Below are 13,026 nucleotides of genomic sequence, written 5' to 3' on the forward strand. Positions count from 1 at the left end.
TTTCACCTTTTTTACATTAAAAATATATTTACCAAACTGGCGACCATGATTTTAAAAATTGTATTGTCCTCTCTTTACCGATGCTAATTAATTTATTTTTTGTTTTTTCATCCAAATCAAATTGAGTTGTACTATAATCTTCAACAGGAATAAAGATAATATTTTTCACATGTTTTCGGGCAATATAACGGTTATCATGAGCATTTTGCATTGTAGTAAATAACGCTTCAAATAATTGAATTGCGTTGTTAATTTCATGCGGTGCTCTATCCTCGCTTGAACTGCTTAGCTTCATTCCGAGAACTGGGCGCTTTTTGTGACCGTTATCATAAATCCACAGAGGGAAATTACTTAAAACGCCGCCATCTACAATTACAGATTCGCTTTTTCCGTTTTTTAAATAAACCGGTTCAAAGAAAAAGGGAAGACCGCAACTCATCCGTAATGCCCGAGAAATCGGAAATGTGCTGCCATCTATGTTGTAATGATGCAGATCATCAGGCAACACAATCATCTTCCCGTTTGTTAAATCGGAAGCAACGAGTTTTAATGAATCTTTTGGTAAGTCACCAAATGTATAAATCCCTTTTGTCGCTAGTTTTTCGAGAAACCAATTTTCCAAAGCCCTTCCTTTATACAAGCCGAACCGTTTATATAAGTTGAGCCACTTTAAAAACGGGAATTCTCGCGTCATTTTTGGAGGATCTAGCAATACTTTTAAATTTAGTTCATCAAAAATCACTTCAAGTTCTTGTGCATTAAATCCTGCTGCGATAAATGTTGCTAAAATAGCACCCGCGCTCGTACCAGCTACCCTTTCAAACTTTATGCCTTTTTCTTCTAGTGCCTGAATCGCTCCTACATATGCAAATCCTTTAATACCACCACCGGAAAATACCCCGTCAACAATCATTTACTCTCCCTTTCCTGTTTATGTTAGAGGTCGAATTGATAATTTAAAAATTATGGAACAACGCTTCAAGTGAAGGTTTATAACACATTATATGATAATAAAACGAAAGTGGGTTTATCAACATATAGCTAAGTGGAATTGATTATATTGGCTAACAGATAAGGAAAGTATAATTGGGTTTCAAGTTTTTATGAAAATGAAAAGGCTGTTCGAAAATATACTTCGAACAACCTTATTTATAATGATTTATTGCTGTTGAATAAAAATCACTTGATCATATCCGCATTCGTTACAAGTTAATAAGTGTGGACAAATTTCATTTGCTGTAGTATATGGATAGCCATCACCCATTTTAATGGTTTCTTCATCATTGTAATGTCCGTATGGATCTAAATAATCGGATACCTTTCCTTCATCATTTAATAGAATATGGCATGTTCGACAATATTTCTCCACTTCATGTAAACCATTGCATAACGGACAGACTGCCATATGCATCCTCCTTTTTGGATCATTCCTATTTATGTAATATGGCACTTTTTAGTTCACTAATAAACATGTCGTAACTATTTATAATTGCTAACTTTTATCCATATGAAAAGAAGTTAGGCGAATGCTCAATTTACCGAAAAATATTTATTATAATAGGCGCTCACCACTAATCTTTTCACTCCATATGCTATATAAAAAAGAAAAGAGGAAGAGTATGGGAATTGAATTAACAGCTCTCCACTGGATTTATGTAGCATTTATAGCTCTTATTATTATTTTCATGGTAAAGCGACTCGATACTTCACTAATTAGTATTTTAGGAATATTCGTTATCGCATTCGTCGCAACAGGAGAATTCATTTCTTCTATTAGCGGGGTTTTTAACAGCTTTATTTATGCGATTACAGAACTTTTATCTACTATTTTAATTATTTCTATTATCGTAGCGATGAGTCGGGTGCTTACAAAAACAGGTATTAATGAAGTAATGATCGCACCATTTACAAAAATTATAAAAAATCCGACACTTGGGTTTTGGACTATAGGTATATTAATGATGGTCATTTCATGGTTTTTCTGGCCTTCACCCGCTGTTGCCCTCCTCGGAGCCGTTCTGTTACCGGTAGCTATCCGAGCTGGACTTCCAGCACTTGGGGTGGCAATGGCGATGAACTTATTCGGTCATGGTATTGCGCTGTCCAGTGATTTCATTATCCAAGGTGCACCGAAATTGACTGCCGATGCAGCAGGAATTCCGGTAGGAGATGTGGTCACGGCGAGTATCCCACTTGTTATAACAATGGGTGTTGTGACGACTGCAGTGGCGTTCTATCTTTTAAAACGGGATATGAAACGAGGAAATATTCCATTGGTAGGAACGTATGATAACAGCACAGAACAGGAAAAACCTGATAATTTACTGTCGATGAGACAGAAAAAAATCTTTGCCCTTTTAATTCCGGTTGCATTTTTACTCGACGTTGTGGCAATGTCTCTTTTTAATCTACAAGGCGGAGATGCGACTGCTTTAGTGGGAGGAACTTCTGTATTTATATTGCTCCTTCTTTGTGTTGTAGCCTACAGAAAGAAAGGGCTCGATCAAACGACCGAATATTTTATTAAAGGGTTTCAGTTTGGATTTAAAGTATTTGGTCCGGTAATCCCAATTGCGGCATTTTTCTATTTAGGGGATGCAGGATTTCTTACAATTATAGGAGATCACTTACCCGAATCCTCACATGGCATAGTCAATGATTTGGGTATGGGGTTAGCGGCAATTGTCCCATTAACTACAGAAATTGCTGCTATTACTTTGACAGGGGTAGGGGCAATTACGGGGCTCGATGGTTCAGGGTTTTCAGGGATTTCACTTGTAGGGTCAATCGGAAGTTTATTTGGTACGGCGATTGGTGAAGGAACTGCAACTTTGACGGCACTTGGACAAATTGCAGCTATTTGGGTAGGTGGCGGTACACTAGTTCCTTGGGCGCTTATTCCTGCAGCGGCAATTTGTAACGTTAGCCCATTTGAGCTCGCTCGCCGAAATCTTGTACCTGTAGTAGTGGGGTTAATTGTTACGACAATTGTGGCGATGTTTATTATTTAATTTGCCTGAAGCTTATGAAAACGGATATTGAAGGAACGCCTAAATGAAGTGAAGAATAAACTATATGAAATTAGTAAAGAAGGATGGTATATTTTGAATTTTAGTGAACAGCCTGTTAACCCAGCTGATCCAAATACAATACCCAAATTTATAGATAAATTAGTAAAACCGCCTACTGCAAGACCGAGAGCAAATAAAAATTATCCGGCAAATTCCTATTATGAAATACAAATGCTAAAGTCAAAGCATCGATTCCACAAAAACTTTCCTTTTACCGAGGTGTGGGGATATGATGGCATTGTTCCGGGGCCGACGATTGAAGCGAAAAAAGACTACACGACATATGTGAAATATTTGAATAGACTTCCGGAAAAACATTTCTTGCCGATTGACTATAGTTTGCATGGCGTAAACAATTCCGCCGAAGTACGGACCGTTGTTCATTTGCATGGAGCGAATGTTGCTTCTGCAAGCGACGGTCACCCTGAGGCATGGTATACGAAAAATTACGCAGCTACAGGTCCAACCTTTAAACAGGAAGTACACGAATATACAAACCACCAGCCTGGTACAACATTGTGGTATCATGACCATGCAATGGGGCTTACTCGATTGAATGTCGTTGCGGGTCTTGCTGGTTTTTATTTGCTTCGTGATTCCTCGGAAGAACGTCTACAACTGCCAAAGGGGAATTACGAAATTCCTTTACTCATTCAGGATAAATCTTTCAATGAAGATGGTTCTATTTTTTACCCTACAGAACTAGATCCACCATTTCCCCTTCCCGTTCCTGACCAGCTTCCATTGCCAAACCCGACTGTCACGTTAGGCTATGTCGGTAATACGATACTCGTTAATGGAAAGGTATGGCCTTTATTAAATGTTGAGCCAAGAAAGTATCGCTTCCGCATACTGAATGGTTCAAACCGGAGAAGCTATAACTTGCGTCTCTCCAATGATGAGAAAATAAGCCAAATCGGAACAGATGGTGGGTTTTTAGCTGCCACTGTAGATATTGGTTCAGTTGAATTAAACCCAGCAGAACGGGTAGATGTTATTATTGATTTTAGTAATTTTGCCAATGAAGAGATAATTTTAATGAATGATGACGATGAATTTGCTGATGATCATACGAACGTTATTATGAAATTTAATGTAAACTTGCCATTAAAGGGTGAGGATACAAGTCAAATCCCGACATTATTGGAACCTGCAATGGATTTGCATGAGCATCATGCACATACGGTCCGGGATCTTCCTTTAACAAGTACGTTAGACCGTTATGGCAGACTTATGTTGTTATTGGGCGATAAAATGTATCATGATCCCGCAACAGAAAAACCAGCTTTAGATAGTATTGAAGTTTGGAACTTTATCAATACTACAGCAGTCCATCACCCGATTCATGTTCATCTAGTGCAATTTAAAATACTTGAACGTAGACCTTTTAATGTAGATCTTTATGTAGCAGAGGGGAAATTGCAATTTACAGGGCCTCCGGAAGAACCGCATGAATATGAACGAGGCTGGAAAGATACTGTAAAAGCAGATATAGGAAAAGTAACAAAAATTATTATGCACTGGAAGGAGCATACGGGGGATTATATATGGCATTGTCATTTTTTAGAGCATGAAGATCATGATATGATGCGCCCGATTCGTGTCATTAAAGACGCACATCCCGTAACACCTCCTCATATTAACGATCATTAAAAGAGTGAGGATAGGACAGAAATAGTAATTTCATAGGATAAGGAAAAGACCCTTATTAAGAAACGATATTTTATGAAATTGATTGGAATGGAGGGCGACTCCTGCGGGAACAGCACGACGCCTGAGACTACAGGCTCAGGCCGTGCCCGCGGAAAGCATCCCGGAATGGAAAGCAATTTTTACGCCAGCAAAAAAATGCCATTTTTCTCAGGGAGAAGAATGGCATTTTTGGGTTATGTCCCAGTCTCCTAAATATTGTTTATAACTTTATTAGAGTACTAACACTTTTTCCGCCGTCATTCTCCCAGCGATTAATATCCAATTGTTCATCAGAACATCTCATGATATACATCATCCTTTTTAAGTATTTTCATTGCGGGAAGCTTCGTTAAAGAGTGGCGATTTCAATAATGCCAGTTTTGATATACATAAGGCATTTGTTGGCTATGGGGCGCACATTGTGAGCAATGATACTGGGGATATAAATATTGAGGGAATATTTGTTGCGTCTCTTTAGAGCAATCCGTATAGGGTCCTATAAAGGTATTTGGTTTCACAGGACTGATGGCTTGGTTCCATTCATTTTCATTGATGCAATAAGTTTTAGATAAGATATTGGGTGGAGTTAATTTTAATAAATCAGATCCTAATATTACTTCAGGAGTCGGTGCATTAAAAATTGCTAAAAGATGCGTGTCATCAACAGTAGCTACTTCATAATGCCACCAACCTTGTGGAACATTCGCCACTTGTCCGGGTGTAAGCGGATAATGGAGAAGCTGTTTTGTGAAAGGATTTAAGATAGATACGGTAACAGCACCAGAAATACAATAAATGAGCTCTGCTGCATTTTGATGATAATGCGGTTCAATTATATTATTGGCACTTAAATATATATCCAGCAAGGACACATTATCCAATGTATTTAACTGTTGTACACCTAATACGTTTATAAAGTTCTGATGGTCTTTTTTAAATAATGTGCTTTTATTTATGTCAAAAGCGAATTGAGTAGATGGAGATGTGTAATCTATAGATGACGCCATTCTTTCTTCACCTCGTATATAAGTTTAAAACTGGATTTCTAGTTATATTATGCTTATTTACCTCTTTTGGTGTACTTAAAAAGGTGCCTAAAAAGCCATATGCCTCTCACTAGAAATGAGAGGCATACAAGTTATATTAAATATCAATTATTAACAGCCATCCTACTTAGAGGACTTGATTCATCAATAATATCGGTTAAATCAAAAACAGAAATCGGAAACATCGGCAAGCCTACGTAATAGGGGGTAATTTCGTATAGCTGGAAATAGATTACTAGTGTTTTATCCGCTATATAAAAATCCTGGTTTGGTTGAATACCGGTAAAATCATCCAGCAGGGGAATATCCCGCTCGTGAATTTGAATATTTACAAGACTGGAAATCCGTTTGATATAGTCACTGCCAGGGATAAATAAATCCTCTAACTTACAAATCTTCTGTTTTTCTAAATCAAAGTTCAATGATTTGATATAGGTCATTCCGTGAGCAGCCTTTTGATGATACGTATAATTGGAAAGCGATAAGCTTAATATTTGTCGCTGATTGTTTTTTATTTCATAAAGACCTAGCATTTCTTCTACTGTTGTCGGCATATCACCAACTTGTTCAGAAATCAGCTTTTTCACTTGTTCTTTAATTGCCTCGTTCATTTTATTTTCCCAAAAATTATTCTCAGTAAAAAATACATACGGATAATACACTACCTGGTTTTTGCCACAATCCAAACGAAGCGTACTTATAGGCAAAGGACCTATTTGTAGAATGTTTGCACTCCCTTTATGATTTTTTCTCCAACCTGGAAACCACAACCTATATATTGTTATTTATATGTAAAGCTAAATACTTTATGAAAATGTCTGCAACTAAAAAGATATTACATTAAGTCCAATCATAAAATGAGTCAGAAAAGGGTTTTACGCTATTTATCAAAGGAGTAGAGGCTACTGGATAAACAAAATAGTAAGTACAGATGGATTGTATTTGCTTCGGTATTGCTTACGTATTTGCTTATGGCAAGTCAAAGAACCGCACCAGGATTGATTACGGATCAGTTAATGAACGATTTTAGTATTACCGCTACGACTATCGGATTTATAACAGGTGTGCAATTTTTTGTTTATACAAGCTTACAAATTCCGATGGGAATATTAGCTGATCGTTTTGGACCGAATTTCTTTCTTATTTTGGGAGCAGTTATAACAGGTATTGGAACGATTTTTTACAGTGTTGGAACACATGAATATGTACTGTTTCTATCACGCATTTTAACTGGATTAGGCGACGCGACTATTTGGGTAAATATGATGCTTATATTAGGGCAGTGGTTTCATAAAAAGGAATTTGTTCGACTAGTAGGTTTTGCCGGTATGACAGGTAGTTTAGGTTTTTTGTTAGCTACTGTTCCGTTTTCTGCATGGATACAACTACTTGGGTGGAGAGGGGCCTTTTTCTCGTTAGGGGCCATCGTATGTTTATGTGGCTTACTTCTTTATATCGTCCTTATTAAAAACCCAAAACAGACTTTTATAAAACCAGTCGTAGAAAAAGAGCAAGTACTTCGTGAACGAACAGGAATAATAGTAAAAAGAATTTTTTCCAATCGTCAGGTATGGGCTTTATTTTTCTGCCATTTTGGAGTAGTTGGCGGTTATGTCGGTTTTATCAGTTCATGGGCAGTACCTTTTGGTATGGATATGTATGGAATGACTCGTTCTGAGGCAAGTCAGCTAATTATGGTCGGTCTTGTTGGTGCAATTTTAGGTGCACCTTTAATGAGTTGGATTGCGAGCATGTTCGATACTATTAAAAAACCTTATATTACCGTTCATCTAATCGTCTTATCAAGTTGGATTACTTTTTTATTATTTAAAGGATATCCATCGATTTGGTGGGTAATTATACTTTTCTTTCTAATCGGTTTTGGATACGGGGCAAGTGCATTAACGTTTGCAGCAGTTCGTCGCTCTTTCCCGCTCGAAGAATCTGGTATTGTATCGGGCTTTGCGAACACAGGTGGTTTCTTAAGTGCTGTGTTATTACCGATTTTTTTAGGGACAATATTAGATTACGTTCAAGGTAGTTCCGGAGTGTTACAAAATGCTTACTACTATGGATTTATTATTCCTGTTGTTTTTTCAGTAATTGGTTTAGGTGGAATGTTCCTTTTTAGGGAAATGCAAGCTACTGATTAGTGTATTACTATATGATTTCATCTCGTTCACATAAACCCTATTTCCTCGCGCATCCTAAAGTAGGAGGAGGTGGATTTATGGACGAGAAAAAATATACAGAGGCAGGCACCGATATTGAAGAAGTAAAGCGGTTAAATGCAGCATCCGGTCTTTCTTATAATGATGCACTTGCTTTGCTTGCTCAAAAGAAAGAGATTCAAACGGTATATGAAGTCCCACTTAAGCCATTAAGTGAAAATTTGGAAGTAGATAGCAATGCATATAAATTAAATGAAGTTCCTGGGTTAGATCGTAATGGCCCGCATTAACACTTTAAAAAGGAAGCTGTCGTGTTGACAGCTTCCTAAAAAATTAGGAGTGTTTTGATGCATCTTTTTTAGAAATGAATGTTTGACAGCATGTTTCATTTGAATTCTTTGCTTTCTCTCGTTTATCAAAGTCAAAATCAGAAGCAAACTCGGTATTCTCATTCTTACTGGCTTTATCCATATTGATTTCTATTTTTTCGGCTCCACAAAAATTCCCCTTTGCATGGAAAAAACAGTTGGATACAGTACATTTCACCTCTAATGTTGGCATAAATATCCTCCTTATTAATTTTTTTGAAAAAGTATAAAAAGAGTATTTACTATAATATCCTTTTATATTCCTCAATATTTAATTTGTCCAATTGCACTTCTTTTATGTTCAATGAAATAAGCTACTTTTAGCCAAATGTTTTTTGTGAATGAAAAACTGTATTTAAATAGAAAAAAATGTTAAAATCAAGAAAATACATGTTTTTTTGATAAGGAGCGATGGGATGGCGATTACAAAATCATTATTTGAGCAATCTATAAAGACACCGGAAGCTAAAGCTATTATGTTTCATGATGAATCTTGGACTTATAAAGAACTTTATGAAAAATCATTAAAAATTGCGCATTACCTCGTAAAGAAGGGCTATAAAAAAGATGATATTGTTGCACAGTTTACGCTTAATTCCAATCTGTTTATGGCGATTTATTACGGTGTACAACTTGCAGGGCTTACGGTAATGCCAGTTAATACGAAATTGGCTTCACCTGAAGTGGAGTATATTTTTAAACATTCAAAAGCAAAAGTACTCATTTATGATGAAAAATTACAAGGGACAATTGACTTTCCTCTGACTGGTTTTGACGAAGTACTAACACTAGAAAAAATTCAAGCGATTATTGATACGCAAATGGAAACACAGGAATTACCAACAATGGATTTGGAAGAGACATCTGTTGTCATGTACACATCAGGTACTACGGGAAAACCTAAAGGTGTAATGCTGAGTCATCGGAATGTATTCGAAACAGCAGAAATCTGGTCGGAGTCCATGGAGATGAATGAACAGGATCGCATGTTTATTTGCACACCGTTATTCCACTGTGCAGGCAGTCATGTCTTTGCTGTACCGACAATTTTAAAGGGCGGGACAGTTATAATTGACGAGGCATTCTCACCGGATAAAACTTTAAAAAAACTTGTAGAAACAGAGACTACAATTTTCTTCGGTGTGCCGGCTATGTATACGATTTTATTAAATAAGCCAGAGCTTGCTGCATATAATTTTGAGCATTTACGATTGTTTTGTTATGGTGCAGCCCCGATGCCGTATGAACTAGTGAAGCGTTTAAAGGATACGTTTCCAAATGTAAAAGTACAAAACTTATACGGTCAAACCGAAAATACACCTGCAGCGTGTTCATTGTTAGATGAAGCGGCACTGATTAAAATTGGGTCAGTAGGAAAGCCGCTTGCTCGTACAGAAATTCAATTGCTAAATTCCAACGGTGAAATCGTACCTATAGGTGAGGTAGGGGAAATTTGTGTGAAGGGACCGCAAGTCATGAAGGGTTACTTGTTTGCACCGGAGGAAACAGCAAATACGATTCAAAATGGCTGGCTTCATTCAGGTGATTTAGGTCGTTTTGATGACGAAGGCTATTTATATATTGTGGATCGTAAAAAGGATATGATTATTCGTGGCGGTGAAAATATATATCCGATTGAAGTAGAAGAAGTACTTTATCAGATTCCTGAAATTTTAGAAGCAGCAGTCGTTGGGGTTCCACATGATGTATATGGTGAAGTTGCGAAAGCGTATGTCGTGACAAAGCCCGATAAACAGTTAACAGAGCAACAAGTAATTGAATATTGCGCAACTCAACTTGCAAAATATAAAGTACCTTACGAAGTAGATTTTTTAAGGGAATTACCACGCAATGCTTCAGGAAAAGTGTTAAAGCATACGTTGCGCCCGAAGCAAACGACCTAAAGCGATATGCTTTTAACTGATTGGAACGTAAAAAAGTGGGAGCAGATTTAGCGAAGTGTGCACCTGTTATTCAGGAAACGATGATCCGTTATGCAGAAGAAGCAGATGATGAGTATGGTCGTCGCCTTCGTGAAAATCTAAAAAATACGAACGAGTCCGGACCTCTTGGTAACCCCGATAACGATAAAGCGGTACAGCAAGCAATTGATGAAAGTAGAGAAACGGATCATCTATAAAAACTAGCCTTCTATTTAAGCAGTCCAACTAACAACTGTGCCCCTCTGTCTGTTATAATAGGTGTTAGCAAAATATTATGGAGGCAGTTATGGATAATAATGATATTTTAATCCGTGTGCGTTACGCGTTGGATTTTAAAAATAGAGAAATGATTGAGATATTTAAGTTAGGCGGAGTGAAGATTACACCAGAAGAAATGCCGAAAATTTTAACGAAGTCTTTGGAAAAAGAGGCTGAAGTACCAGTTGATTACGATCAAATGAAAGTAAACAATAAAAATTTAGAGGCCTTTTTCAATGGTCTAATTACGTATAAGCGCGGTCCTATGCCTAAAAAAGAAGGACAAGCAGTGCCAGTACAAGAAAAACCAGATCATGTGAACAATATGATCTTAAAAAAACTAAAGGTAGCGTGCCAGCTTACAACCGAAGATATGCTGGATATTCTGGATGAAGGTGGTATCGCTGTTTCGAAAGGCGAACTCGGTGCAATTATGCGTAAACCGGGACACCGAAATTATAAAGAGTGCGGGGATAACTTTGCCCGCAAGTTTTTAAAAGGTTTGTCCATTCGTAATCGAGGATAAAATTATAAACTGTTTAGAAGGTGAATACTTTCTAGGCAGTTTTTCATTTGTAGAGGAAATTTGAAGTATGAGATAAAACATCAACTATCTATTTATGTTTGAAGTTTGATACAATGAAATGTATTGCTTTACTTTACTTCTGAGTGTAGACGTACAAAAACATAAGGAAGAAGATAAAGGCAGATCATAATTGATAAGAGGAATGGTGAACGAGCGTTGAAAACTTTTAAGAAAGTGTATATCGAAATTACAAGCGTTTGTAATTTAGCTTGTAGCTTTTGTCCACCTACAGAGCGAGCAAAAGGTCTAATAAAGGTAGAGCAATTTGCTCATATTCTAGATGAAATTAGTGGCTATACAAAATATATTTATTTGCACGTTAAAGGGGAGCCTTTACTGCACCCGCGAATTGGTCAATTACTCGACATTGCCCATGAAAAAGGCTTTAAAGTCAATATTACGACAAACGGAACTTTGATTAAAAAGAACCGCGATAAACTATTAGGTAAGCCAGCACTTAGACAAATTAATTTTTCTCTTCACAGCTTTGATGGACATGAAGGTTCTGAAAACCGGGAAAAATATTTAGGTGATATTTTGGAGTTTGTGCGTGATGTACGAGAGCATAATGTTATTATTTCGTACCGATTATGGAATTTACAGCGAAACAATGTTTCAGAGCTGGCAAACCGTAGAAACCGTGAAACACTTGAAGTTTTAGAAAATGAATACGGATTAGACTTTGAGATTCAAGAGCGGGTAGAAATGGGCAAAGGTTTAAAAATAGCAAAAAATATTTATTTAAACCAAGATCATGAATTCCGCTGGCCAAGCTTGCTTGAAAAAGCAGATGAAGGGAAAGGGTTCTGCCATGCATTGCGTACACATGCAGCTATTTTAGTGGATGGCTCTGTCGTTCCTTGCTGTTTAGATGGCGAGGGTGTGATTAATTTAGGCAATGTCCATAATCAGCAATTTGGGGATATTATCAACACTGAACGTGCACAAAATTTAGTGGATGGCTTTTCTCGCCGAGAAGCTATTGAAGAGCTATGTAAAAAATGTGGTTTCCGTCAAAAGTTTGGAATGGATTCCGAGTTACCGGACATATAAAATACTAATTTTAAACCTGATGACAGAGATGTAAATATAGTATAATTATAGTGATAAATTTACAGATTTCACTGAAGAATAGATCGTAAGTGAGTTTATGATATTGTAAAAAAACTTACACAAATTCTAATCGAAGTAAAAGCTCCTTATGTAAGATCATAATGTGTATTAACGACGGGTTGTTCAAAGTAAAATTTGAACAACCCGTTTTATATGGATTCTGAGCTTTTTCCTATTGTGCCTGCATAAATGTAACCGTCATTGCTTGACTGTCGTATAAGCACCACTCCTTATTTTCTACAACGGGACCGACATTTATTTGGTAACTCCTATGTCCAACTGACAATGGAATGTCATATGGTACAGGTTGTCTCTTCCCGTTATTGTATATCGCCGCCTCATGACTATGACCAAAAAATAGTAACGGCGTTTCAATATGAGGAAATGTAGGGTTAAATGTTTTATCCCACACTATTTGGTGACCGTGAATTAACGTTGCATGCTCAATTTCAAGGGCATTTTCATATTGCAGAAAACGCTCATCCCCTGTTACAAGAGCAATGCGTTCTTCCTGGTTGCCGATAATTGAAGGAAATGTTAAGAGGCGCATAAACCTATCATCAATTATCGCTGCATCTTTTAACCTTGCATGACGAATCCCTTTCGCTTTTTTCTTGCCGATTTTACACTCAAATAAATCCCCTAAGCCAATAATCTCTGCATTGGGCGCCACTTGCTGTATATGATTTAACACCTTTTTTGTATTTTTATAATGCGAATGTAAGTCACTCAAAATCGCATACTTCATAAAGAATCACCACCGTATAATTGAATTTCT

14 protein-coding genes are annotated in these 13,026 nt (G+C 37.0%); 8 read left to right on the forward strand and 6 right to left on the reverse strand.

The genetic code is table 11. The features are described 5' to 3' along the window. Positions 1 to 28: 28 nt before the first annotated feature. Together SNE38_RS06925 and SNE38_RS06930 are read right to left on the reverse strand one after the other, a co-directional pair. Positions 29 to 913, reverse strand: coding sequence for a patatin-like phospholipase family protein (locus SNE38_RS06925; RefSeq protein ID WP_191704757.1), 885 nt, complete (start codon positions 911 to 913; stop codon positions 29 to 31). 246 nt (positions 914 to 1,159) lie between these two features. Continuing rightward, positions 1,160 to 1,405, reverse strand: a complete 246-nt coding sequence (locus SNE38_RS06930) for a hypothetical protein (RefSeq protein WP_191704756.1) — start codon at positions 1,403 to 1,405, stop codon at positions 1,160 to 1,162. 214 nt (positions 1,406 to 1,619) lie between these two features. Here SNE38_RS06930 and SNE38_RS06935 point away from each other — a divergent pair, with 214 nt between their 5' ends. After that, positions 1,620 to 3,011 carry a hypothetical protein gene (locus SNE38_RS06935; protein WP_191704755.1) on the forward strand — a complete coding sequence of 464 codons (1,392 nt, stop codon included), beginning with the start codon at positions 1,620 to 1,622 and terminating at the stop codon, positions 3,009 to 3,011. 93 nt (positions 3,012 to 3,104) lie between these two features. Continuing rightward, a complete protein-coding gene (locus SNE38_RS06940; RefSeq protein ID WP_191704754.1) occupies positions 3,105 to 4,724 on the forward strand; it encodes a multicopper oxidase family protein in 1,620 nt (539 codons plus the stop codon). Positions 4,725 to 5,128: 404 nt separating this feature from the next. Here the strand turns inward: SNE38_RS06940 and SNE38_RS06945 are convergent, their stop codons facing one another. After that, positions 5,129 to 5,770, reverse strand: a complete 642-nt coding sequence (locus tag SNE38_RS06945) for a cupin domain-containing protein (protein WP_191704753.1) — start codon at positions 5,768 to 5,770, stop codon at positions 5,129 to 5,131. Between the two features lie 143 nt (positions 5,771 to 5,913). Then, positions 5,914 to 6,420, reverse strand: coding sequence for a DUF3298 and DUF4163 domain-containing protein (locus SNE38_RS06950; protein ID WP_191704752.1), 507 nt, complete (start codon positions 6,418 to 6,420; stop codon positions 5,914 to 5,916). Positions 6,421 to 6,714: 294 nt separating this feature from the next. Between SNE38_RS06950 and SNE38_RS06955 the strand changes: the two genes are divergently transcribed. Beyond that, positions 6,715 to 7,962, forward strand: coding sequence for an MFS transporter (locus SNE38_RS06955; RefSeq protein ID WP_336046199.1), 1,248 nt, complete (start codon positions 6,715 to 6,717; stop codon positions 7,960 to 7,962). A 77-nt stretch (positions 7,963 to 8,039) separates the two neighbouring features. Beyond that, positions 8,040 to 8,270, forward strand: a complete 231-nt coding sequence (locus SNE38_RS06960; protein WP_191704751.1) for a hypothetical protein — start codon at positions 8,040 to 8,042, stop codon at positions 8,268 to 8,270. A gap of 43 nt (positions 8,271 to 8,313) precedes the next feature. Here SNE38_RS06960 and SNE38_RS06965 read toward each other — a convergent pair whose 3' ends face one another. Next, positions 8,314 to 8,541: a DUF1540 domain-containing protein gene (locus SNE38_RS06965; protein WP_191704750.1), complete on the reverse strand. Its 228-nt coding sequence runs from the start codon at positions 8,539 to 8,541 to the stop codon at positions 8,314 to 8,316. A 223-nt stretch (positions 8,542 to 8,764) separates the two neighbouring features. On the opposite strand from SNE38_RS06965, the gene SNE38_RS06970 reads away from it, so the two are divergent. The 4 genes from SNE38_RS06970 (at position 8,765) to SNE38_RS06985 (ending at position 12,188) form a co-directional block, all read left to right on the forward strand. Beyond that, positions 8,765 to 10,252: a class I adenylate-forming enzyme family protein gene (locus tag SNE38_RS06970; protein ID WP_336046166.1), complete on the forward strand. Its 1,488-nt coding sequence runs from the start codon at positions 8,765 to 8,767 to the stop codon at positions 10,250 to 10,252. 20 nt (positions 10,253 to 10,272) lie between these two features. Further along, the gene (locus SNE38_RS06975) at positions 10,273 to 10,488 is read left to right on the forward strand and encodes a hypothetical protein (RefSeq protein ID WP_336046167.1); all 216 of its coding nucleotides are present in this window, start codon (positions 10,273 to 10,275) and stop codon (positions 10,486 to 10,488) included. Positions 10,489 to 10,577: 89 nt separating this feature from the next. Then, entirely contained in the window at positions 10,578 to 11,075 is a 498-nt protein-coding gene (locus tag SNE38_RS06980) for a YehS family protein (protein WP_191704747.1), read from the forward strand. A gap of 216 nt (positions 11,076 to 11,291) precedes the next feature. Beyond that, positions 11,292 to 12,188 carry a radical SAM/SPASM domain-containing protein gene (locus tag SNE38_RS06985; protein ID WP_191704746.1) on the forward strand — a complete coding sequence of 299 codons (897 nt, stop codon included), beginning with the start codon at positions 11,292 to 11,294 and terminating at the stop codon, positions 12,186 to 12,188. 232 nt (positions 12,189 to 12,420) lie between these two features. On the opposite strand, the gene SNE38_RS06990 is transcribed toward SNE38_RS06985, so the two are convergent. Then, positions 12,421 to 12,996: a metallophosphoesterase family protein gene (locus tag SNE38_RS06990; RefSeq protein ID WP_336046168.1), complete on the reverse strand. Its 576-nt coding sequence runs from the start codon at positions 12,994 to 12,996 to the stop codon at positions 12,421 to 12,423. Between the last annotated feature and the right edge of the window lie 30 nt (positions 12,997 to 13,026).

It is taken from the genome of Solibacillus ferritrahens (assembly GCF_037027585.1).
In the GTDB taxonomy this organism is placed as follows: Bacteria; Bacillota; Bacilli; order Bacillales_A; family Planococcaceae; genus Solibacillus; species Solibacillus ferritrahens.

Bases quoted from the DNA above. Each gene is read 5' to 3' on its own strand.
- SNE38_RS06925 (WP_191704757.1), bottom strand. From the start codon at position 913: ATGATTGTTGACGGGGTATTTTCCGGTGGTGGTATTAAAGGATTTGCA.
- SNE38_RS06930 (WP_191704756.1), bottom strand. From the start codon at position 1,405: ATGGCAGTCTGTCCGTTATGCAATGGTTTACATGAAGTGGAGAAATAT.
- SNE38_RS06935 (WP_191704755.1), top strand. From the start codon at position 1,620: ATGGGAATTGAATTAACAGCTCTCCACTGGATTTATGTAGCATTTATA.
- SNE38_RS06945 (WP_191704753.1), bottom strand. From the start codon at position 5,770: ATGGCGTCATCTATAGATTACACATCTCCATCTACTCAATTCGCTTTT.
- SNE38_RS06950 (WP_191704752.1), bottom strand. From the start codon at position 6,420: ATGAACGAGGCAATTAAAGAACAAGTGAAAAAGCTGATTTCTGAACAA.
- SNE38_RS06960 (WP_191704751.1), top strand. From the start codon at position 8,040: ATGGACGAGAAAAAATATACAGAGGCAGGCACCGATATTGAAGAAGTA.
- SNE38_RS06965 (WP_191704750.1), bottom strand. From the start codon at position 8,541: ATGCCAACATTAGAGGTGAAATGTACTGTATCCAACTGTTTTTTCCAT.
- SNE38_RS06970 (WP_336046166.1), top strand. From the start codon at position 8,765: ATGGCGATTACAAAATCATTATTTGAGCAATCTATAAAGACACCGGAA.
- SNE38_RS06980 (WP_191704747.1), top strand. From the start codon at position 10,578: ATGGATAATAATGATATTTTAATCCGTGTGCGTTACGCGTTGGATTTT.
- SNE38_RS06990 (WP_336046168.1), bottom strand. From the start codon at position 12,996: ATGAAGTATGCGATTTTGAGTGACTTACATTCGCATTATAAAAATACA.